At 28.1% G+C, this 23408-nt stretch carries 21 protein-coding genes and 1 tRNA gene; 4 read left to right on the plus strand and 18 right to left on the minus strand.

Annotated features, from left to right (window positions below):
• Nucleotides 1–2: 2 nt before the first annotated feature.
• The 11 genes from ccoO to A2J15_RS03955 form a co-directional block, all read right to left on the minus strand.
• A complete protein-coding gene (gene ccoO, locus A2J15_RS03905; protein WP_066779460.1) occupies nt 3–668 on the minus strand; it encodes a cytochrome-c oxidase, cbb3-type subunit II in 666 nt (221 codons plus the stop codon).
• 12 nt (nt 669–680) lie between these two features.
• Nucleotides 681–2147 (minus strand): cytochrome-c oxidase, cbb3-type subunit I, encoded by a 1467-nt coding sequence (gene ccoN / locus A2J15_RS03910; protein WP_066779454.1) that lies wholly within the window; start codon nt 2145–2147, stop codon nt 681–683.
• Nucleotides 2148–2269: 122 nt separating this feature from the next.
• Nucleotides 2270–2950, minus strand: a complete 681-nt coding sequence (bumR, locus tag A2J15_RS03915) for a butyrate response regulator transcription factor BumR (RefSeq protein ID WP_066779451.1) — start codon at nt 2948–2950, stop codon at nt 2270–2272.
• A 14-nt stretch (nt 2951–2964) separates the two neighbouring features.
• Nucleotides 2965–4170 (minus strand): PAS domain-containing sensor histidine kinase, encoded by a 1206-nt coding sequence (locus A2J15_RS03920; protein WP_066779448.1) that lies wholly within the window; start codon nt 4168–4170, stop codon nt 2965–2967.
• Nucleotides 4167–4826 (minus strand): sulfite exporter TauE/SafE family protein, encoded by a 660-nt coding sequence (locus A2J15_RS03925; RefSeq protein WP_066779446.1) that lies wholly within the window; start codon nt 4824–4826, stop codon nt 4167–4169. Before A2J15_RS03925 ends, A2J15_RS03920 begins: the two co-directional genes overlap by 4 nt.
• A complete protein-coding gene (gene carA / locus A2J15_RS03930) occupies nt 4823–5941 on the minus strand; it encodes a glutamine-hydrolyzing carbamoyl-phosphate synthase small subunit (RefSeq protein ID WP_066779443.1) in 1119 nt (372 codons plus the stop codon). Before carA ends, A2J15_RS03925 begins: the two co-directional genes overlap by 4 nt.
• On the minus strand, nt 5941–6492 hold the full coding sequence (locus A2J15_RS03935; protein WP_066779441.1) for a DUF507 family protein: 552 nt from the start codon (nt 6490–6492) through the stop codon (nt 5941–5943). The genes carA and A2J15_RS03935 overlap by 1 nt, the downstream gene beginning before the upstream one ends.
• An 82-nt stretch (nt 6493–6574) precedes the next feature.
• Nucleotides 6575–7093: a MotE family protein gene (locus A2J15_RS03940; RefSeq protein ID WP_066779438.1), complete on the minus strand. Its 519-nt coding sequence runs from the start codon at nt 7091–7093 to the stop codon at nt 6575–6577.
• Nucleotides 7086–7514, minus strand: a complete 429-nt coding sequence (locus A2J15_RS03945; protein WP_066779435.1) for a flagellar export protein FliJ — start codon at nt 7512–7514, stop codon at nt 7086–7088. Before A2J15_RS03945 ends, A2J15_RS03940 begins: the two co-directional genes overlap by 8 nt.
• Entirely contained in the window at nt 7511–8761 is a 1251-nt protein-coding gene (locus A2J15_RS03950; RefSeq protein WP_066779432.1) for an adenylosuccinate synthase, read from the minus strand. The genes A2J15_RS03945 and A2J15_RS03950 overlap by 4 nt, the downstream gene beginning before the upstream one ends.
• A 23-nt stretch (nt 8762–8784) precedes the next feature.
• A tRNA-Sec gene (locus A2J15_RS03955) sits at nt 8785–8882 on the minus strand.
• Between the two features lie 149 nt (nt 8883–9031).
• On the opposite strand from A2J15_RS03955, the gene yedE reads away from it, so the two are divergent.
• From yedE to gltS, 4 genes are all read left to right on the plus strand, one after another.
• Complete coding sequence (gene yedE, locus A2J15_RS03960) at nt 9032–10243, plus strand: selenium metabolism membrane protein YedE/FdhT (protein ID WP_066779430.1); 1212 nt, start codon at nt 9032–9034, stop codon at nt 10241–10243.
• 11 nt (nt 10244–10254) lie between these two features.
• On the plus strand, nt 10255–10482 hold the full coding sequence (yedF, locus tag A2J15_RS03965) for a sulfurtransferase-like selenium metabolism protein YedF (protein WP_066779425.1): 228 nt from the start codon (nt 10255–10257) through the stop codon (nt 10480–10482).
• A gap of 276 nt (nt 10483–10758) precedes the next feature.
• A complete protein-coding gene (locus tag A2J15_RS03970) occupies nt 10759–11631 on the plus strand; it encodes a formimidoylglutamase (protein ID WP_066779421.1) in 873 nt (290 codons plus the stop codon).
• Nucleotides 11628–12818, plus strand: coding sequence for a sodium/glutamate symporter (gltS, locus tag A2J15_RS03975; RefSeq protein WP_066779418.1), 1191 nt, complete (start codon nt 11628–11630; stop codon nt 12816–12818). The genes A2J15_RS03970 and gltS overlap by 4 nt, the downstream gene beginning before the upstream one ends.
• 31 nt (nt 12819–12849) lie before the next feature.
• On the opposite strand, the gene putP is transcribed toward gltS, so the two are convergent.
• The 7 genes from putP to fdhD all read right to left on the minus strand — a co-directional run bounded on the left by putP (nt 12850) and on the right by fdhD (nt 23379).
• Nucleotides 12850–14331 (minus strand): sodium/proline symporter PutP, encoded by a 1482-nt coding sequence (gene putP / locus A2J15_RS03980; RefSeq protein ID WP_066779415.1) that lies wholly within the window; start codon nt 14329–14331, stop codon nt 12850–12852.
• Between the two features lie 2 nt (nt 14332–14333).
• Entirely contained in the window at nt 14334–17843 is a 3510-nt protein-coding gene (locus tag A2J15_RS03985) for a proline dehydrogenase family protein (protein WP_066779413.1), read from the minus strand.
• A 133-nt stretch (nt 17844–17976) separates the two neighbouring features.
• On the minus strand, nt 17977–18999 hold the full coding sequence (gene selD, locus A2J15_RS03990) for a selenide, water dikinase SelD (RefSeq protein WP_083074311.1): 1023 nt from the start codon (nt 18997–18999) through the stop codon (nt 17977–17979).
• A 6-nt stretch (nt 19000–19005) separates the two neighbouring features.
• Nucleotides 19006–19578: a sulfurtransferase-like selenium metabolism protein YedF gene (yedF, locus tag A2J15_RS03995; RefSeq protein ID WP_066779409.1), complete on the minus strand. Its 573-nt coding sequence runs from the start codon at nt 19576–19578 to the stop codon at nt 19006–19008.
• A gap of 77 nt (nt 19579–19655) precedes the next feature.
• Complete coding sequence (gene ccaA / locus A2J15_RS04000; protein ID WP_066779406.1) at nt 19656–21758, minus strand: aspartate chemotaxis receptor CcaA; 2103 nt, start codon at nt 21756–21758, stop codon at nt 19656–19658.
• 108 nt (nt 21759–21866) lie between these two features.
• A complete protein-coding gene (locus A2J15_RS04005; protein ID WP_066779403.1) occupies nt 21867–22604 on the minus strand; it encodes a winged helix-turn-helix domain-containing protein in 738 nt (245 codons plus the stop codon).
• Nucleotides 22597–23379, minus strand: a complete 783-nt coding sequence (gene fdhD, locus A2J15_RS04010) for a formate dehydrogenase accessory sulfurtransferase FdhD (protein WP_066779400.1) — start codon at nt 23377–23379, stop codon at nt 22597–22599. Before fdhD ends, A2J15_RS04005 begins: the two co-directional genes overlap by 8 nt.
• Nucleotides 23380–23408 lie beyond the last annotated feature (29 nt).

The raw sequence follows: 23408 nt of genomic DNA on the forward strand, positions 1-23408 counted from the left end.
TCCTACTTTAAACTATTTAAATAAGCTATCAAAGCAACAATCTCTTTAATTTCGCCTCTAGCAAAAGCATCTTTGACTTCTTGATTTTTCATTTGATCGATTATAGCTTGAGCTTCTTCTTTAACAGAAGCTTGAGTTTCTTCCCAAGATCCAAGTTTTGTCCCATTTTCACTATCATAAGGAACATTGAAAACTTTTTTTACAGTTAAAGCTTCTGCATAAGCAGTTTCTATATCTGCACTATTTTTAAACATATGTTTATATGAAGGCATAATAGAATCTGGAACAACAGAAGTTGGGTCCCACATATGATATTCATGCCAATCAGTTGTTCTATAATTTCCTACACGTGCAAGATCAGGCCCTGTTCTTTTTGAACCCCAAAGAAAAGGTCTATCATAAGCAAATTCACCACTTACAGAATACATACCATAACGATCCGTTTCAGATTTAAAAGGACGGATAAGTTGAGAATGACACGCATTACAACTGTCTTTAATATATATAGCACGTCCTGCAAGTTGTAAAACCGTATAAGGCTTTTTACCTTCAATAGGTCTTGCATTTTCAGCAAAATTAGGCAAAACTTCAACAATACCAGCATAAGCAATAACAACAAAAAGCACTACAGCAAAAAAGAATGGATTTTTTTCTAACCAACTAAACATATTTTCTCCTTTTTATGCTGCCATAGGCGAAGCGCTTTTTGGCTCTTTATCAAGCACTCTTCCGCAAACAATTGACTTATAAATATTATAAGCAAACATAAAGAAACCAATAAGATAAAATAATCCACCAATAGCCCTAATCCAATAATAAGGAATAATAGCCACCACAGTGTCAATAAAGCTATATAATAAATTACCATATTGATCAGTAGCTCTCCACATCATACCTTGAGTAATACCTGCAATCCACATAGAAGTAAAGTAAAGCACTATACCTGTAGTTTGAATCCAAAATTGCATTTCCATTAAAGATTTACTATAAAGTTCTCTTTTAAAAACTCTGGGAGTCATGTGATAAAGTGCTGCCATGGTCATAAATCCAACCCATCCTAAAGTCCCATCATGAACATGTCCTGGAATCCAATCTGTAAAATGTGCTAAAGCGTTTACAGATTTAATTGAAAGAATAGGACCTTCAAGTGTTGAAAACATATAAAAAGTCGACGCTAAAATCATAAATTTAATCAATGGACTCTCACGAAGTTGACCCCATTCGCCTTTCATAGTAAGTAAAATATTAATTGCTGAACCCCAAGAAGGTAAAATTAAAACTATAGAGAAAACTGAACCCATAGTTTGCATCCAATCAGGCACAGTAGAATAAATCAAGTGATGACCACCTGCCCAAAGATAAACAAACATTAAACTCCAAAATGCAAACAAAGAAAGTTTATAAGAGAAAATAGGTTGACCACTTTCTTTTGGTAAAAAATAATAAATTTGAGCAATAATACCTACAGTAAATACAAATGCAACAGCATTATGTCCATACCACCATTGTACTAAAGCATCATTTGTACCCGCATACATTGATACACTATTCCACCATTTACCCATTCCTGTAACAAAATAAGTTGGCACTTCCATATTATTAAAAAGATAAAGCATAGAAATACCTAAAAATGTGGCTATATAATACCAAAGAGAGATATATAAAGTTTTTTCACGGCGAATTCCTATAAGACCAAAAATACTTACTCCCCATAAAACCCAAACTACAACAACAAGAATGTCTAAAGGCCATTCAAGCTCAGCATATTCTTTAGACGTAGTTATACCCATGAATAAAGATATAATAGCCAAAATCATAGTTATAATATAAAGCCAAAAATGTAATTTGCCTATAAACATTAAAAACCTTGATTCAATCATACTCACTTTAAGAACACGCTGTCCTATATAGTACCAAGTTGCCCAAATTCCTGAAAGCATAAAACCAAAAATCACACCTGAAGTATGAAGAGGTCTAAGCCTTGAAAAAGTACTATATTCTCCTGCTAAATAATTTAGATTAGGATATGCCATTTGAAAAGCTATAAGAGTACCTATAGCCATACCAACAATACCAAAGAATATAGTTGCAAACATAAAATATTTTGCAATCGTATAATCATAATTTAATGCATTACCTGGGTGCATCAACTTTCTCCTTAAAAATTTTAATAACGAAAAAATATTATAGAATATTAATCATACATTTTTTCTTAAAATAATCATTTTATTAATGATTTGCAATAGCCTATTTTAAGGCTAAATAACTCCTATTTATTTATATTTATTCTGTATCCTAGACTCGGTACATTTTTAATAAATTCTTCCCCTACTTTATCTCTTATCCTCTTAATAAAAGTTCTTACGGCTGTATCACTTACATGTTCACCAATCCAAACATTTTTCTTGATATCTTCATGTAAAACCAAAACTCCGGGTTGTTTTAAAAGCAAAGAAACAAAAGCCAATTCTTTTTTAGTTAAAACAATTTCTTCTCCATTATGAATTAAAGTTCTTTTTGTTTTATTAAATTGATATTCTTTAGAAATTTTTACAAGCATATTTACTTCAATTTTTTCATCCACTAAAGAATCTAAAACTTTAAATAATTCTTCTATATCAATAGGTTTGATTAAATATTTATCTATACCTATATCAATAGAACGTAAAAGTCTTTCTTTTTCAGAATATGCACTTAAAACTACTATAGGCACGTCATTTGAAATTTCTTTAATTTCTCGTGCCATATCAAGACCATCCATAATAGGCATAGCAATGTCTGTAATAACTAAATCTGGTTTAAATTTTTTAAATTTTTTAAATCCTTCGTCTCCATTTTGAGCTCCTATTACCTTACTAAAACGATTACTTAATATATTTATTAATGATTCTCTAGCTTTAGCTTCATCTTCTACTACTAGTATTATTAAATCTTTGCGATCTTGCAACATTTTAACTCCTTCCTTTATTTTAATTTTAAAAATATTTCAAAACAAGCTCCATTTTTTTCATTTTTAACTTTTATTTTTCCTTGGAAACTTTCAATAATTTGTCTACTTATATAAAGCTTCACTCCTATACCTTGACTAGGATGTTTTGTTGTAAAATAAGGTTGAAAGATTTTATCTAAATTTTCTTTATCGATACCACCAGCATTATCTTTTATTTTAATTTTTAAATAATTTTTTCCAAATTCTAAAAAATTAATTGTAATAATTTTTCTTTTTTTATTTTTAAATGCCTCTATGGAATTAAAAATTAAATTAATAAAAACCCTTATTAAACCATTTTCATATGCTAAAACTTTATAATCTCTTTTTGAAATGATATTAATCTTTACATGATTTTTTTCTATAATCTCAAAAATTATTTCTAAAGCTTTATTTAAAGTTTCTTCTACAAATACATACGGCTGCACTCCTTTATTATTATTAAACAAAGTTCTAAATATATCAATACTTTTTGACATATTTTTAATCATATCTTTTGATTGTGAATAAATTTCAGCAAATCCTTTTTCATCTTTAAGATTTTGCTTCATTTGAAACATAGCAATGCCAAGTTCATTTAATGGCTGCCTCCATTGGTGTGCTATATCACAAATCATTTGCTCTAATGAAGATTTTAAAATTTCTTCATAAACAATCTTAATATCTTGTTCATTTTTTTCCAAAGCAATTTGTAATTTTTTCTCAAATTTTTTACTTAATTGAATAAATTCTTGTTTATGTTTTTTAATGGTATCTTCAAGATTTATACTAAGCTCGCGTAATTTAGCATGATTAAAGGCAAGCTCTTCATTAAGTTTAAAAATATTACTAATATCGCGAGAAAAAGCTATAATTTCTACTAATTTATCATGTTTATTTAAAATAGGAATTAATAAGGTCTCAAGATAAAAAGTTTTACCTGATTTATCAATATTTTTAAAAATTACCTCATAAGGTTTTTTACATGAAAGTTTTCCCAAAAGTTCTTCAACATAACACTGTTTAACATCAGGATGCTTAAAAATAGAATGCTTTTGCCCTATAAGTTCTTTTTTAGTATAACCACTTATTTTGCAAAGTTTATTACTTACAAAAGTTAGATTTCCTTCAGAATCAGCTCTTGAAAAAATCATATTTTTTTCAAGAGCTTTTAAAAACTGTTTTTCAAAAAAATCTTTCATTTAAAAGCCTTAAAGCCTATATAAGCAAGATTAACACCATAGCAAATAATAATGCCATATGACAAATAATTAAAAATTTTTTTAAAAAAATTATTAAAAAATTGAGAAATTTTTAAAAAAAACAACATCGCTGGCAAAGTTGATATTCCAAAAATCATCATTATTAAAATACTTTCAACAATATTTTGTTTACTCATTGCGCTAGCTATGAAAAAATACACTAAACCGCAAGGAACAAAACCGTTTGAAAACCCTAAAACTATAGCTGATTTTAGTCCTTTAAAATGGGCACTTTTTTTAATAATTTTTTTTATAAAAAAATCAAAAAAAGTATTTTTTTCAATAAAAAATAATATTTTACCTCTATAAATTAAAGCAAAACCTAAAATCACCATAAATATACCAAGAATAAAAAAAGATAAACTTTGAATCTTAGCATTAAGCGCTAATACGTTTCCAAAGGATCCAAAAATTATTCCTAATATAATATAAGCAAAAATTCTAAATAAATGATAAATAAAAGTTAATAAAAACAGATTCTTATGTTTTGAATTTAGGTTCATAAAAACTAAGGTAAAACCGCCACACATAGAATAACAGTGTCCAAAACTTGACAAAAAAGCAATGCCAATAATAGCTAAAAAATCTATATTCACATTAAATTCATAAATTCTTTAAAAATATATTTACTCTCATGAGGACCCGATGAGCTTTCTGGATGATGCTGCACTGAAATAATAGGATAATTTTTATATCTTACACCCTCTACATTATCACCAAATAAATTTCTATGTGTAATAATAGCTATTTGAGATAATTCCTCTGGAACATTATAATTATGATTTTGAGTAGTAATTTCTACCGTTTTTGTATCAAGATTAATCACAGGATGATTTGCTCCATGTTGCCCAAATTTCATTTTATAAGTTTCATAACCAAAAGCATTGCTTAAAAGCTGATGTCCTAAACAAATTCCAAGCATAGGAATTTTAGCCTCAGCTAATTTTTTAATTTCTGCAATTTCTTGCTTTAAAATTTTTGGTTCACCTGGACCATTAGATAAAAACACACCTTGAATTTCACCTTTTTTATACAAAGCAATCAACTCATCTGCTTTAGTGTTATAAGGATATACTTCTACTTCAAAACCAACTTCTACAAGCTCATTTAAAATATTTATTTTTACACCATAATCAATAACAGCAACTTTTTTTGCACTTCTTTTAGCATCGTTAAATTTTTGCAAATTGGCATTCCAAACACCTTGTTTATGAGAATAATTTTTTTTAGTACTCACTTCTTTTATAAAATTAATCTCATCAATTTTCATAGATTTTTCTAAAGCAAGTTTTAAATCTTCTTTATTTGAAATTTCAGTTGAAATAACTGCTCTTAAATTCCCATTATTTCTTATCATTTTTACTAAATATCTAGTATCTAACTCATAAATACCTATTTTTCCATATTTTTCTAAATATTCTTGCAAGCTTTCTTGAGCACGAAAATTCGAAAAAGTAGAACTAAGTTCACGCATTAAAATACCACTAGCAAAAATAGCCCTACTTTCATTATCATTTTCATTAGTTCCTACTATACCAAGTTCTGGCATAGAAAAAACAATAAATTGTCCTGCATAAGATGGATCAGAAATAATTTCTTGATAACCGGTTAAAGAAGTATTAAAAACAAGTTCTCCAAAATAAGTTCCACCTTTTCCAAAAGCTTTAGCACTCAAATAAATATCATTTTCTAAATAAATATAAGCTTTCATTAAAACATACCTTTTTTTCTAAGCTCTTCTTGGTAAAGTTTTTCAAATATAAGTTCATATTCTTCACTACCTGGAATAGGTTTTGTTTTATAATTACTAATTTTTTCATAAACCTCATCTTCAAGTTTTTCATAAATTTTAAGATAAGCTTCTATACTTGAAAAAATAAGATTTTTCACTCTATTTTCACTTACTATAAAATTAATATAATCATTTTCTATAAGTTCTTTTAAAATTTGATGAGCTAAATGATTATGATGGTCTTCAGAATCTAAGATTACGCCAAATTCAGGAGCTAATTTTTTCTTTACAAGCCAAAACATATTTTTACGATCTATTTGCATTAACTCCATTTCATCTTCTTGTTGCTCTAAAAGCTCTTTAACTTTTTCATCTAATCTTTTTTCATTTAAAATATCATTTTCTAAAACTTCGATTATACTAACTTTAAGTTTTTCTAATTGATCTTTAATTTCAACAAAAGAAGAATGTGCAAGATCTAACATCATTTTATTTGCAATATAAGGAATATGTGGCAATTTTATACGCATCTTAAAAACCTTTTATTTAATAATGTATAAAATAATAACTTATTTTTGGTAAAAGAATGTTAAAAATGAAAAATTTAAGTGTTTAATTACTTAAATTATTATCTAAATTTTTCAAAAGTAAAGTCAGTTCACTAGCCTTTTTAGGATCCATTTTAGATAAAACTCCAGAAATTTTACGTGATTGCAAAGACAACATAATTTGACTTGCACTTTCTGGATCCATTTGACTTAAGACATCTGCAATAGCACTATCTTTCATTTGAGAATAAATTTCCCTCACCCTGCCTTGAGTCTTATTTTCAATGGAGCTTAAAATTTTTTGTTGCTCTTCTAAAAGTCTTGCATTTTCAAGTTTTAACTGTTCAATTTTTGCTAAAGTTGCATTAACTTCTGCTTCTTTTTTTTGTAAAATTTCAAGTTTTTCTTTTTGTAAAGTTTCAAAAGAAGCTTTATAAGCCTCTAAAGATTGTCTAGCTTCATCAAATTCTCTTGTTTGAAGTTCAATTTGTGCTTTTTTAGATTCAAAATACTGTTCACAATCATTTTGTGTAGCAAAAACTGCACTGGAAAATAATAATAAAAATACCAATTTATTACTCATTTTTATCTCCTTTAAAAAAACGACTTATTGCAATTTCATCTAAAAATTTCCCTTCAGCTTTAATAAGTTCTTTTTGTTTTTGTTTAAGTTCTTCTGCTTTTAAAAATTTTACTTTTTCATAATCTAAATACGCTTTTTTATATAAAAATTGATAATGATTGATTTCATTTTTAGAAAGTTCTACTTTTTCTTTAGCTCTTGCTAAAGCTTCACGTCCAACTTGAGCCATATTCAAATTTGATCTTAATTGTGCAATAGAACCTGATTTTGGTAAGGCACTTAAAGTCTCGCACTCTTTACGTGCAAACTCATAAGCAAGTTCATTTTGCATTTGTCTTTGTTTAGCATTATTAAGATTGTTTTGTGCTTTATCAAGTTGTTGTTTTCTTACTTTTAAAACAGATTCGTATTTGCTTTTCATAAAATAATAGTATCATCTCTTTCAGGACTTGTTGAAATATATTTAATCTTAACTCCAACAAGTTCTTCAAGTCTTAAAATGTATTTTTTTGCATTTTCTGGCAATAAATCATAATCTTTAATACCAAACACTTTATCCCAACCATCTAATTCTTCATAAACAGGTTTAACATTTTCTAAATCACTTGGCATATAATCAATTTGCATACCTTTGTATTCATAAGCATAACAAATCTTTACTCTTTCAAAACCATCTAAAACATCTAATTTCATTAAAGATAAAGCATCAAGTCCATTAAGCCTTGCTGTATACCTCACTGCAACAGCATCAAACCATCCGCAACGTCTTTTACGTCCTGTGCTTACGCCAATTTCTTTACCAATTTGTGCAATTTTTTCTCCATCTTCTCCCTTATCTTCACTAGGAAAAGCTCCATTTCCTACTCTTGTAGCATACGCTTTTACAACACCTATTATATCACCCACTTCTTTAGGATTTAAACCAAGTCCTGTTAAAGCACCTGCTGAAATAGTACTTGAACTTGTAACATAAGGGTAAGTTCCATGATCAATATCAAGCATAGAACCTTGAGCACCTTCTAAAAGCACTTTTTTATTATCATCTAAAGCTTTCCAAAGCATTCTTGTTGTATCAGTAATAAATGGACTTAAAATTTCACTAAAACGCTTTAAATCATTAAGCATTTCTTCAGCATCAGGAATTTCAATTTCAAGCACTTCAAAAAAAGCTTTATTGATTTGAAAATCTTTAATCAAAGCCTCACAAAGCCTTTGGGGCTCTAAAAGATCTCCTATTCTATGTCCTGTGCGATTAATTTTATCTGCATAAGAAGGTCCTATACCTTTTCCTGTTGTTCCAATAGCATTTTTACCTTTAAGTTTCTCTTTTGCAATATCTATTAAAGAATGATGTTTTAAATTTAAATGAGCTCTATCGCTAATATATAATCTACCTCTTAAATTTTCAAATTGAGCCATTTCAGCAATCAAAACTTCAGGTGAAACAACAACCCCATTTCCAATAATATTAATACATCTTGGATGCAAAACACCACTTGGCATAAGATGAAGCGCATATCTTACTCCATTAACCCAAATAGTATGTCCTGCATTATGTCCGCCTGCACTTCTACAAACAAAATCATAATTTTCACATAATTTATCAACTATCTTGCCTTTACCCTCATCACCCCATTGGATACCGACAATAATGTCTGCTTTATTCATAAATTTCCTTGATTTTACTCTATTGGCGAGAAGATGAGAGAATCGAACTCCCCAAAGAATAGTCAACTACCCTTTCATCTGATTTGAAGTCAGTGGCGATCACCAGATACGCTAATCTTCCAAAATTCTAATTATAGCTATTTTTCATGAAAAACAAAATAAATTTATAAAATTTAATAAAAATAAAACTTTGACTTTATATTGTATTTAAGTTATAATTTTTGCATTTTAGTATCAAGTTTTGATATAACATTTAATTTAGGACTTTCTTTGAATTCTTTTAAACATAAATATTTAATTAATTTTTGGGATAATTCACGCACTATAATTATACTTGGAATCTTAAGTGCAATATATTTTGGAGTTTTTGGTAGCGTATGGGCAGTTACTGGAGAAATGACACGTTGGGGTGGAGAGTTTTTAGAACTTTTAGGTATAAACTTAAACAATTTTTCTTATTATCAAAAACAAAACTTAAATGGAAATCCTCTAACAAGAACTGATGGATTAATGCTTATAGGTATGCTTATAGGATGTTTTATTGCTGCACTTTTAGCAAATAAAATAAAATGGCGTTTGCCTGCTAGCAAAATACGTGTATTTCAAGCCATATTTGGTGGAATTCTTTCAGGATATGGAGCAAGACTCGCATTTGGATGTAATTTAGCAAACTTTTTTACAGGCTTACCTTATTTTTCCTTACATACTTGGTTTTTTACTTTTTTTATGATTTTAGGAATTTATTTTGGTGTAAAAATTTGCAATAACTCTTTTTTTAAACCCAAAGCAAAATTACAATGTGTGAATAAAATCAATAAACCTTTAATCTATAATAAAAAAAGAGCAAAACTTTATTTTATCATAGGCATAGCATTTTTTATAATCTTTTTATTTTGGGTATTTTATCTTTTTATCACCAATACTGTTTTAAAAATAGAAAACCAAAATAATTTACTCACTTTAGCACTTGTATTTGGTTTTATTTTTGGTTTTTTCATTGCGCGTGGACAAATTTGCTTTACTTCTTGTTTTAGAGATTTATTTTTATTTGGAAGAGATAATGCCATTAAATCTGCAATCATAGCTATGATATTAGCTTCAATTATTGCTTTCATTTTTATTTCACAAGGACACAATAGCAAAACCTTAGAACTTTCCCCTGCATTAGCCTTGGGAGGCTTTTTATTTGGTTTTGGCATAGTGTTTGCTGGTGGATGCGAATGCGGATGGGCTTATCGCGCCCTTGAAGGACAAGTACATTTTATAATAGTAGGCTTAGCAAATATTTTAGGAACCATGATCTTAGCCTTAACTTATGATTTTTTACCTACCTTATTTAAACATGGGATAAAAATCAATTTATTAAATGAACTGGGTCATTTAAATGGATTTATTCTAAATCTTATTTTATTTACCTTCATGTTTATTTTTATTTTAATATATAAAAAACATTTATTAAATAATTTTAAAAAACATAAATAAGGATTAAATCAATGAACATAAATTATACTTTAAATCTAGAAGGTGAACCTTGTCCATATCCTGCTATTGCAACGCTTGAAGCTTTAAAACAATTAAAAAGCAAAGATATTTTAGAAGCACTATGTGATTGTCCACAAAGCATTAATTCTATACCTCAAGATGCAAAAAACTATGGCTTTAAGGTTTTAAAAATTGATCAAGATGGTCCAACACTTAGATTTCTAATTCAAAAACCTTAAAAATTTACAATAAAATTTCATTTTATAATTTAAAAATCAAGTATAATAAAATCTTAAATTTATAAAAATACTACACTTCTTGTTTTTTACAATTTACAAATCAAATAAATTAAAAACAAGCTTAAATATTTAAATAAAAATCAAATATAAAGATTTTTATAAATTTAAATTAATAATCTTTGTTACTAAAATACACAAGAATATTTTATATTAGTCTAGTGTAAAAAAATATTAAAAAACACTTTAGTATAGTAATTAAACCAAAAAGGAGGAATAATGTGGCAAGGAAGAAATGACGGTGATGAAATCATTCATCAAAGACTATTTAAATGTTTAAACAAACACTCAAATAACAAATTACTAGGATTTTGCTCATCTTTAGGAGTACAAAGAAATCATGGAAGAATAGGTAGCGAATTAGCTCCAAAAATCATAAGAAATCATATGGCTAATTTTGCTATACATGATAATTTCAATTTTGATGATTTAGGAGATATTGAGAATTTCGATACACTAGAAACAGGTGATCATTTACTCTATCACCGATGTTTAGAAATTTTAAAAAACAATCATTATGGAGTAATTTTAGGTGGCGGACATGAAAGCTCTTTAGGACCTATTAAAGCACTTTTAGATTATAAAAAAAGCGTGGGAATTATCAATTTTGATGCACATTTTGATGTAAGAATACAAGATTTACATACTTCTGGAAATTCTTTTTATAAAGCTTACGAATATGCTAAAGAAAATAATTATAATTTTTCTTATCTTTGTTTAGGTGCAAATAAATTATCTAACACTCAAGCTCTTTTTCAAACCATGGAAAATATGAAAGCAAATTATGTATTAGATATTGAATTTGAAAAATCTCAAGAATTGATTGAAAAATTCTTAAAACAACATGAATTTATTTATCTTAGTATAGATGTGGATGTATTTTCACAAAATATTGCACCTGGTGTAAGTGCTCCTGCGCTTTTTGGCATTAGTTTAAAAGAAATTTTACCCTTATTAAGACTGATTTTTCAAAGTAATAAAGTTTTTTTAGCAGATATTTGTGAATTTAATCCTCGATTTGATATAGATAATCATACAGCCAAACTCGTGGCTTATTTAGTATATTTTTTATTAAGCAAAGGAGCAATATGAAATTTGAAAGTTTAAGCGTGTTAACTCTTAGTATTGGAGTTTTATTATTTGGAATGTTTTTAAAAAAACGTTTTTTAATTTTAGAAAAATTTTGCATTCCAGCCCCTGTTATAGGAGGATTTTTAGTTAGTATAATACTCTATTTTTTAACTTTTATTGAAATTCAAGTTGATTTTGATACAAGTTTACAAACCCCATTAATGGTAGCATTTTTTACTATAATAGGTCTAAGTGGAAGTTTTAAACTCCTTAAAGTAGGTGGTAAAATGCTTTTAATTTATCTTGGGTGCTGTTGGTTTATGGCTTTAATGCAAAATTTTATCGGTATTTCTATGATGAGCTTATTTGATTTAAATAAATTATATGGAATTTTATGTGGTGCTGTTTCCCTAGAAGGAGGACATGGAAATGCCATAGCATTTGGTGGTATGGTTGAAGAATTAGGTAATTTAAATAATGCCAAAGTTTTAGCATTAGCTGCTGCAACTTTTGGATTAATTTTTGGTTCTTTATTAGGTGGACCCGTAGCAAGATATCTTATTAATAGACACCATTTAAAAATCACAACCAATCAAGATATTAAAGATACTGATCCTTTAAAACACGAAATTCATATTGCAAGTTATAAAGATTTCTTAAAATCTTTATTTTTAATATTGTGCCTTATGTGTATTGGATTTTACTTAAGCTCTTATTTTACACAACTTAGTGGATATTCTTTACCTAGCTATGTTGGAGCTATGTTAATTGCTATTATAGTAAGAAATATCAATGATATTTTCAATTTTTTTAATATCAATCAATATACTATGGATACTATTAGTGAATTAAGCCTTGGCATTTTTTTAACTATGGCTATGATGAGTTTAAAAATAAATCAATTAAGTGCTGTAGCTACCCCTCTTTTTATCACTCTATTGGTACAAATTTTAGCTTTATTATTTTTTGCAGTTTTCATAGTTTTTAGATTATGTGGAAAAAATTATGATAGCGCCATCATGTGTGCAGGACTTATGGGACATGGTTTAGGTGCCACTCCGAATGCAGTAGCAAATATGAGTGCAGCTTGTGCTAGATATGGTCTTGTTTCTAAACAAGCGTTTTTAATTGTACCTTTATGTGGTGCTGTTTTGATTGATATTGTAGCAATACCTTTAAATACTTATTTAATTAATCTTTTTGCATAACAATATTCTCGCAATTTGCGAGAATATTTATTTAAAGCTCTTTTAGCATTCTCTCATAAGCAGCTTTGGTTCCTGATCTTACATTAGTAAGCAAACTTGCAATAATTATAACAATAGAAGCAGCTATAAATCCTGGTACTATTTCATAAATAGGAAGATTAAACCATTGTGCTAAATAATTTTTCCAAAGAACCACCATACAAGCTCCTGTTATTATTCCTAAAATTGCTCCTACTCTAGTCATTCTACTCCAAAATAAAGAAAAAAGCATTACAGAACCAAAACTTGCTCCAAAACCTGCCCATGCATAAGAAACTATGCTTAAAACACTTGAATTTTTATCTGTAGAAATTAAAAATGCTATAATAGCCACAATTAAAACACCAATTTTACCCAAATTAAGTACAACTTGCGCAGGTGCATCTTCTTTAAAGATTTTTTTATAAAAATCTTCTGCTATAGTAGAACTTGAAACTAAAAGCTGGGAGCTTGCTGTACTCATAATAGCAGCTAAAATAGCAGAAAGTAAAACCCCTGCTATCCAAGGGTTAAATAAAAGTTGAGACATTACAATAAAAATTTTTTCAGGATCACTAAGATTTAATTGAAATTTATGCACATAAGCAATACCTAAAACACCTATGGAACAAGCACTTAAAAGACAAATTATCATCCAAGAAATACCTATAAAGGTAGCACTAGAAATATCTTTAGTGGAACGAATAGACATAAAACGAACTAAAATATGAGGTTGTCCAAAATATCCAAGCCCCCAAGCAAGTGCAGAAATAATACTTATAATTCCTACTCCTTCTTTCATAGATAAAGCTTGAGGTTTAAGCTCTTTTATAGTATATATAACTTCATTAAAACCTCCTAAATGAAAAAGCATTACCAAAGGTACAATAATTAAAGCACTCATCATTAAAAGCCCTTGAATCATATCTGTCCAACAAACTGCTTTATAGCCACCTAAAAAAGTATAAGCTACAATAATAAGTGTTCCTATAGTTAATGCATACTCATAAGCAATTCCAAAAGTACTCTCAAAAAGTTTAGCTCCACTTACAAGCCCTGAAGATACATAAAAAGTAAAAAAAATTAAAATTACTATAGCACATACTACACGTAATATATGCTTATCATCATCAAACCTTGTCTCAAAATAATCAGGAATAGTCAAAGAATTAGCAATAACACTAGTATAAATTCGAAGTCTTTTAGCTACAAAAATCCAATTTAAACTAGCTCCTATAGTCAATCCAATAGCAATATAAGAATCAACCAAACCACTAACATATAAAGCTCCTGGCAAACCTAGTAAAAGCCAACCACTCATATCAGAAGCTCCTGCACTTAATGCAGAAACCACAGGTCCCATAGAACGACCACCTAAAAAATAATCTTCTGTATTTTTATTTTGTCTATAAAAATAAAAACCTATATAAAGCATTAAAGCAGCATAAGCTACAAACATTATTGTTATTGGGGTATTAATTTGAACTGTTTCCATATTTACTCCTTATTAAGTGCTCTTATACCCAAATTCCCATAACGATGAAAAGATATGCTTAAACTTTTTTCGTTATGATAAAATAAAAACTCAAAACGACCATTTAACAATGGCTTATCTCTGATAATAATCTTAGCTTCTTTTGCGGCTTGTATATAAATTTCATCTTCTACACTAGCTATTGCATGATAACGAATTCTTTCAAATTTTTTAAAATTTAAAATACATTTTGCTTTGCTTTCATTAAAAAAATCAATTTTTAAATTTAAAGCCTTGCAAAATTCTTTTACCAAATTCATTTTAGTATTTTCATCATAGCTAATACTAAGAGGAATATTTAAAACACTTGCTCCAACAATCACACCTAAAATATCTTGCAAACTATCATTTTCACATATTCTAAAAAGTAAATTTTTAATTTTGGTGTAAGAAAAAAGATTTTCCTCCCCACGTATTTTTACATAATCTTTTGAAAGACTAAATTCATTTTTATAATGATAAACATAAGATTTAGCCATTAAAATAACATTTTCTAAAGTTTTTTCATTTTCTTTATTTAACTTTAGTTTTATTTTTTCCAAAGCTTTAATAAAATCATTATCAAGTAAATTATCATCAGTCTCATTAGTACTTATATCTAAAAACTGAGTAATATAATTATAAATCCCTACCTTTCTACCAAACCCTATAGCTGATTTTTTAACCCCACCAAAAGGTTGACGCAATACTATAGCTCCTGTAGTAGGCTTATTAATATAAATATTTCCAGCTTCTATATGAGTATGAAAATATTCCCATTCTCTTTCATCTAAACTTTCAAAACCTGCAGTTAAACCATAACCTGTAGAATTAACTATCTCAATAGCTTCTTTTAAATCTTTAGCTTTCATTACACTTAAAATAGGAACAAAAAGCTCATTCATATGAGTAAAATCACCTTTTTTAGTACCATATTTTATGCCTGGGGTCATTAAATAAGGATTATCATCTAAAAATTGGGGCTTTAAAACCCACTCTTCATAAGGTTTAAGTTCATTTAAAGCTTTTTCCACTTTAACACTGGGTTTATCAGCTAAAGTGCCTAATTTATTTTTAAATTCAAAAGGATCCCCCACTGCCATAGAAGCAGCAGCATCGACTAAAGTCTTTTTAAATTCTTCATCTTCATACACTTCTTTTTCTAAAACCAGCAAAGAAGTAGCTGAACATTTTTGACCGCTATTGCTAAAAGCAGAATGAATAATATTTTTAATAGCACTATCTCTATCTGCAAATTTAGACACTATAGTAGCATTCTTTCCACCCGTTTCAGCACTTAAAAGTAAAGTTGGATTAGCTTTTAACATTGCATAAGCGGTATCTTCTCCTCCTGTAAGAACTGAAAATTTAATCGCTTTATCGATAAGCAAATGCTTAGAAATATCACTGCCTTTAGAAGGTAAAAAAATCAAAGCATCTTTACTAATTCCTGCATCCCAAAAACATTTACAAAGCATATAACCTGTTAAAATTGAAAGCGAAGAAGGTTTATAAATAACCACATTTCCTGCTGCTAAAGGTGCTGCTATAGTTCCTACTGAAATACCTATAGGAAAATTCCAAGGAGCAATTACCACACCTATACCTTTAGGATTAAATTGAGTTTTTTTATTTTGCTCTTTTAAAATTTTTAAAGAATGTGGGTAAAATTCTATAAAATCAATAGCTTCACTAACCTCAGGATCAATTTCTAAAAAAGTTTTACCCACTTCAAGAGCTGCTAAACCTATTAAATCTCCACGACGCTCTCTCATTAAATTTGCAGCTTTAGACAAAATAAAATGAATTTCATCAAAACTTTTCTTCACATAAGATGAATTTTTAGCTACTTCAAGAGCTTGTTCAATTTCTTTTTTTCCTGCTAAATAAGCTTTTCCTATTAATCTATTTTTAATTTTATCCTTAACTTCTAAAATATTTAAAGTATTTTTATCAAGTTCTAAATTCCCAATTATAGGCATAACATCATAATTTTGTAAATTTTCATATTTAGCTTTTATATTTTTAGCCCATACTCTATTTTGCTCTAAAATAAAATCAGTGTCACTTTCATTTTTAAAAATCTGACTTTCATAAGTAGTATTTACATTGTTTATAATTTTATTTCTATCTTGAGTACGATGTGTACTATTATCAAGAGTTTTAATGCCCTTTAAAGAATTTAAAAAAAGTTCTTTTTGTGCATTCCAATTACTATCTCCAACTTTTATATTAAAAAAATATCTCATAAAATTATCTTCACTAGTATTTTCATCAAGACGCCTTACAAGATAAGCAATAGCATTATTAAAATGTTTTGCATCACAAACTGGAGCATAAAGAATTAAATCATGCATTTTAGACAATTCATAAGAACATTGTAAACTCATACCTTCAAGCATTTCAAAAGTAAAAGAATCCAAAGCTCCTGCCTCATGAATAAGAGTATAAGCATAAGCTATTTCAAAGATATTATGACTTGCAATTCCTACATTTATATATTTATAATTATCATCTTGCAAAACAAAATCAAGCATTTTATTATAATTACTATCAGTATCTATTTTTTTATAAAAAGTAGGAAGCTCCCAACCTCTTTGACTTGCTATAGTCTCTTCACTTTCCATATTTGCACCCTTAACAAAACGGATTTTAATAGGCTTCATACCTTTTAAAACCCTTTCTTTTGAAAAAACAAAAAGTTTTTTAAGATATTCATAAGAATCAGGAATATAAGCTTGTAAAACAATACCTGCTTTAATATCAAATTTAGACACACTTTCCATAAAAGCTGCAACAGTAAGTTCTAAATCTCTAAACTCTTCCATGTCAAGATTGATAAATTTACTCAGGCCTTGTTTTTTTTCTTCTACTAACGCTAAAGCGTACAAATCATCAAGTCTTTTAACAATTTCATTTTTAGAATACTCAAAATCAATAATATTGATTTGTGAAAAAATAGTAGTGATTTTAATAGAAATATAAGTAATATAATTTGATTTTAAAGCTTCTTCATATTTTTTAATACGGTATTTGCTTTCAGCTTCACCTAAAACCTCTTCACCGATTAAATTAACATTTAAAATAATATTATCTCGATCTTTTCTTTTAAGCATATGAGGCTTTAAAACATTAGGATTTGCATCCAAAACCATAGCTTTAGTATCTTCTCTTAAATGTTTTACAAAAAATGGTACGCTTAAGTTAGGTACAAATTTACCAAAATTTAAAAAAGTAACAAGTAAAAATTTTTCAAAAGCACTAAAAAAATCTGCTATACCGTATTTATTTAAAGTATATTCTATAAGTTCAAAACTTGCTTTTTTATCCCTACATCTAAAAGAACGATCAAGTAATTCAATAAGCATAACTTTATTTTTAGGATTACTTAAAAGTTTTTGCATTTTAGCATGAAATTCTTTTTCAGAATGGGAAATATTTACTTGTATTTTATTTTGCAATTCTTCAGCTAAAGCTAAAACTTTTTGTATCATTTTTAATCTCCTAATGATAAAATAAGGTCTTTGGTTAAAATAATATAAATAAAATAAAAATAAGATTATTCATTTTAAAAAAAGGAATAAAAAAATTTTATGAAGATATATATGAGTATATAAGTAACAAAAATTAATTAAAAATAAATTTATATTCCTGTCTAATCACAGCCTGAGCTACAATCTTAGCCTCAATATTCTCATCTTCTAAATTTTTAAGGCACTGCAAAGCCTTATTTTCATCTATAGCCATTAACAGCCCACCAGAAGTTTGAGGATCGCATAATAACAAATGTTCTTCATTACAATGAGTTTGAAATTCTTGCATAAATTCTAAATTCTTATAAGCTCCTTTAGGAATCAAACCCATATTAAAATACTCATGCACTCCTTCTAAAAAAGGAAGTTCATGTTTAAAAATAGCAAAAGAAATATGATCATTTAACATTTCTTTTAAATGCCCTAAAAATCCAAAGCCAGTAACATCACTCATTGCATTTACCCCAAATTTAAGTGCAATTTGACTAGCTTTATAATTTAAAGCCATCATATTTTTAAGCATAGAATTTAAATATTTTTCATTTAAAATTTGAGCTTTTAAAGCAGTGCTTAAAATACCTGTTCCCAAAGGCTTTGTTAAAAGGATTAAATCACCTTCTTTTGCGCTATTATTAGCAACAAATTGTCTAGGATGTACTTTTCCTGTAACACTAAGTCCAAAAAAAAGCTCATTACTCTCTATAGTATGTCCTCCTACAATTAAAGCACCACATTCTCTTACCTTATCATTAGCACCTTCTAATATTTCTTTTAAAAGGCTTAAATCATGATTAAAAGTATCAAAACCCACTATATTTAAAGCATTAATTACTTGTGCGCCCATAGCAAAAACATCACTTAAAGCATTAGCTGCAGCAATAGCACCAAAATGATAAGCACTATCTACTATAGGAGTGATAAAATCTAGAGTCTGCACTAAAGCCAAATCAGGACTTATTTGAAAAACACTTGCATCTTCATTATTACCGATACTACTTAACAAAGCTGGACTTGTTTGCATGAAATTTAAAATTGTTTTAAGACCACCCGGGCTTAATTTCGCTGCTCAACCTGCCGCTTTTGTAAAATGTGTTAAATTTTGATTTTTATATTCCATATTTTCCTATAAACTAATAATTTTTGCCCTACCAAAAAGCTCATTTAAAATTTCATAAGCATTACCAATATGCCCAATTTCAAGCTCATTACTCTTTTTAAAAAATTCCAAACAAGCTCCACAACTTATGATCTTAACCCCTAAATTTTCAAGATCCTTCATAGCTAAATATGCTAAATGATTTTTATCTGTATTTATCAAAACACTTTCATTCACACAAAGAATTTTATCAGGTAAATTTTCTATATTTTTTAAAGTATTTAAAAATCCTACAAATAAATTTTTTCCTAATTCACCACTACCTATTTTATCCGATTTTAAAAACAAAACTTTATATTCATGAATATTAGTTTTAGAAAAATCAATATTTTGTTTTTTTACTTTTATACAAAACTCATTATCATTTTCTTCAATCTCAGCATACAAATTTAAAGAATTTAAAAATTTTAAAACATTATTTTTAGAAATAGTAGAATTTAACAAAATCTCTAAAATTTCATTATCTTTAAGTTCACAAAGAGCTTTTTTTGTTTCAACAACAGGCTTAGGACATTCAAGATTTCTACAATCAATTCTCATCATTCCTCCTTAATTCAATAAAGACAATAATAATCTTTTCTTGCTTTTTTTGTCTTTAAATCAAGGAGGTAAAAAAGTTAAATTTTCTTTTTGTTCACATCTTCTAAAATAGCACCTGCTATACGATTTACCTCATTTGTTATACCATTAGTAGCATTTGCAACTTCCACATTTTCTTTAGTCACACTTTCAAGTTTTGCAATAGCATCATTAATTTGAGCAATACCTGTTGTTTGCTCTTTAACAGACTCTGCAACCTCATTAACACTTTGTACAAGTATATTAATATTAGCTTCAATTTCAGACAAAGACTTTCCTGTTCTTTCTGCAAGTTGTCTTACCTCATCAGCCACAACAGCAAATCCTCTACCATGCTCACCCGCACGTGCTGCTTCAATAGCAGCATTTAAAGCAAGAAGATTAGTTTGATCTGCTATATCTTTAATTACATTAACAATATTTTTAATATCATCAGCTTGTGAAGCAACTTCTACTGTTTTTCCACTCACACTTTGCATAGAAGAATTAATCTCTTCAACAGCTGCAGCTGATTGCTCTAAAGAGCTAGCTTGAGCATTAGAACCATCAGTAAGTTTTTGCATAGAACTTTTTAATTCTTCTGATTGATGAGCTAAATCTTTAGCAAAATTGGAAGAAGCAATAAGCATTTCTTTGATTTCTTTGCCTAAAATATTAGCAGTAATTTCAACTTCACCTCTAGGTTCAAACACCTCTGTACTAAAATCAAGATCTTTATAACTATTAAAAACCCTATTAATTTCATTCATATTAGACCCAATTTTATTTTGTAAAACACTGAGCATTCTATTAAGAACATTATTAAGCTCTATAAGTTGAGGGTTTGCAGGATTTTTAGTAATTCTTACAGTGAAATTACCTTTTTCAATTTCTTTAGCAGTTTGAACTGATTCATCTACAGCATCTTGATCTTGCTCTAAAGACTTTTGAATTTTTTCAATATTTTCATTGATAATTTTACCCATAGCACCTAATTCATCATTAGTGCGAATTTCAATAGCTTTAGGTTCAATTTTTTCATGATTTAAAAAACGAAAAAATGACTCTAAAGAACTAAGAATAATAGGTAATCTTGATGCAACAATTTTTTTAACACAATAATACACCACGCCTAAAACAATAAAAATAAAAATTAAAGAAGCACTAATAATAATTAATTGTAATTTTTTCAAAGGCTCAAAAACTGAATATTTAGGTGCAGTTACCATTACAGCCCAAGAACTATCTTGAACTTTAAAACTATTGATTGCAGCATAAGAATCATCACCATCAGAAGCTATATAATTAAACACTCCACTTTGTCCTTGATTCATGGCTTGATAAATTGCTTGAGTCTTTTGATTAGGGCTAATATCTTTTAAATTTTTTAATACTAAGGTTTCATTTGGATGTATAGCTATAAGACCATCTGATCGTAAAAGAACTCTTAATTCCCCATCATATTTTTGGGTATTAGGATCAAGAAAATAATTAGAAACCGCTGAAAAATCTAAAGTCATACCCACAACGCCCACAGCCTGATTTTTTTTATCAAAAATTGGCATAGCTATATTAATAGCATCAAAGTCTTCTCCTTCTAAATTCATTCTTATAGGGCGACCTATATAAACTTTATTTTCTCCATATTGAGCTTGTTTTATAATATCTTGCACAACTTGTAAATTTGCTATTTCATTAGTAGCTTGTATAACTTTTATCCCACCTTTACTCTCTTTTTCTCTATCTGCATAAAGCATAATAAAATTACCACTTTGAGTATTAAAAAATTTACTTTCTTCTTTAAAATATTGCGGAGGATTAATAAGATATAAATAAGTAAAATTAGAATAAGCGCTATTATCAAAAGTATTAATTATAATATTTGTTATATTATCTATATCTAAATCCTCTTTAGAAGTTGATCTAAACATTTCTGTTAATGTACCTGAAATACTTTTATTTAAAACAATCATTTCTCTAAAGATTCCTTGAGTTTGCGTAGCATACTCTTTTGCAATAGAAGCAAGAATATCTTCTGTATTTTCAGTGATATTTTGACTTACTTGTTTAGTAATTAAAGAAATTAAAACAATGAGTCCAATAACAACAACTGTTGCCACAGAAAAAATAAGTTTTAAACCTATATTTAAAGATTTAAACATCCTACAACTCCTAAATAATAAATTTTTTTTTAATTCTAACATGCCTTTCAAGAAAATAATATTAATTATAAAAATATTTGTAGAGTCTGTATTTTAATTTTTAAAGAATTATTTTTTTTCTTTTAAAAATAATTCTTTAAAACGTTTATTAGCATATTCTTCAATATCTTTTTGTAAGATAGAATAATTTTCCATCAATTCTATAGCTCTGGGTGTAAGTTTTGTACCTGATTGCTTAGAGCGTCCTTGTCTTGTACTCACTAAAATTTCTTGAGAATTTTTTTGCAAAATTTGTAAATGCATCCAAGCTTTTTTATAATTTATTCCCATAAGCTTTGAAGCATGAAGTAAACTCCCTGTTTGTCCTATAAGCTCTAGAAGTTCAGTTTTACCTTTTCCAAAAAGCAAGTCTCCATCAGCATTTTCTATCCAAGTTTTTGTTCTTACTATAAATTTTTTACCTTTTTTTTCTTTAAAACAACCTAATTTACAGTATTTAACATCAATTTTATAAGCTTTTAAAGCTGAACGCATACTCTTAAGTCCACAACCTTCTTTAGCTATGTCTCTAGCATCTTGACAAAAAATTCTGCGCTTTTGATCTAAACTAGGTTCTATACTCTTAAGTACTTCAATCTTTGCTTTTTCAAAATCTAAATGTCCAAATTGACCTAACTCACAATTATCAATTTTTATATTATTCTCATTAGCTAATTGACCAATTTTTTCTATATCTACATTAAATTTTTTAGCAATCTTAAAGGCGCTACCACAATCTAATTTTTCATTACTGTTTAATAATTCTTTCATAAAACTAATAATTTTTTGTTTTTGATTTTTATCCATAAATCCTAAACTCCCCGCTATAAATATTAATCTTGTTTTCTCTAGCAAAACCACAAAGTGTTAAATCAAATTTTCTAGCTATCATCACTCCTAAACAAGTTGGAGCAGTACGCGACACAAGCACAGGAATTTTATGCATAATAGCTTTTGCTACCATCTCAGAACTTAATCTCCCGCTAACCATTAAAAAACATTCATTTAAATTCACTCCTGCTAAACGTGCCTTTGCTAAAGCTTTATCTATAGTATTATGTTGTGCAATATCTTCTCCTATAAAAAAGGTTTTTTCATCAACAAAAAGTTTAGCTGTATGCACACAACCTGTTTTTTCATAAAGTTCACATTGAGTATAAAAAGTACTCATTTGAGTTAAAATTTCATCTTTATGGAATTTAATATCAGAAACAATTTTACTTGCCTCAATAGCATTTGGGTCAATATTTGCTGTATGTGCTCTACCACATCCGCTAATAACTACACCCTCAGCATTAAGTTTAGCTAAATTCTTCTTGTCAATTTTTGCTTTAATATGAACACTCATACCGTCATCTTTACTTTCAATACTTTGTATATCACTCACTTTAGCAATAATATTTTCACTCATCAAATATCCTATAGCTAAAGCTTGTTCATCAATAGGAGTTGCCATTAAAGCACCAATTTTTTCACCATTGACATAAATTTCAAGTTTAATTTCACGTACTAAAGTATCATCACACCTAAAGGAATTTTCACCTTTATATTTTAGAATCTGGGTTGTAAATAGCGGTTCCACCTTTATCCTTTTAAAATCTTAAAAAACAT

Origin of the sequence: Campylobacter hepaticus (assembly GCF_001687475.2) — a bacterium.
Taxonomy (GTDB): Bacteria; Campylobacterota; Campylobacteria; order Campylobacterales; family Campylobacteraceae; genus Campylobacter_D; species Campylobacter_D hepaticus.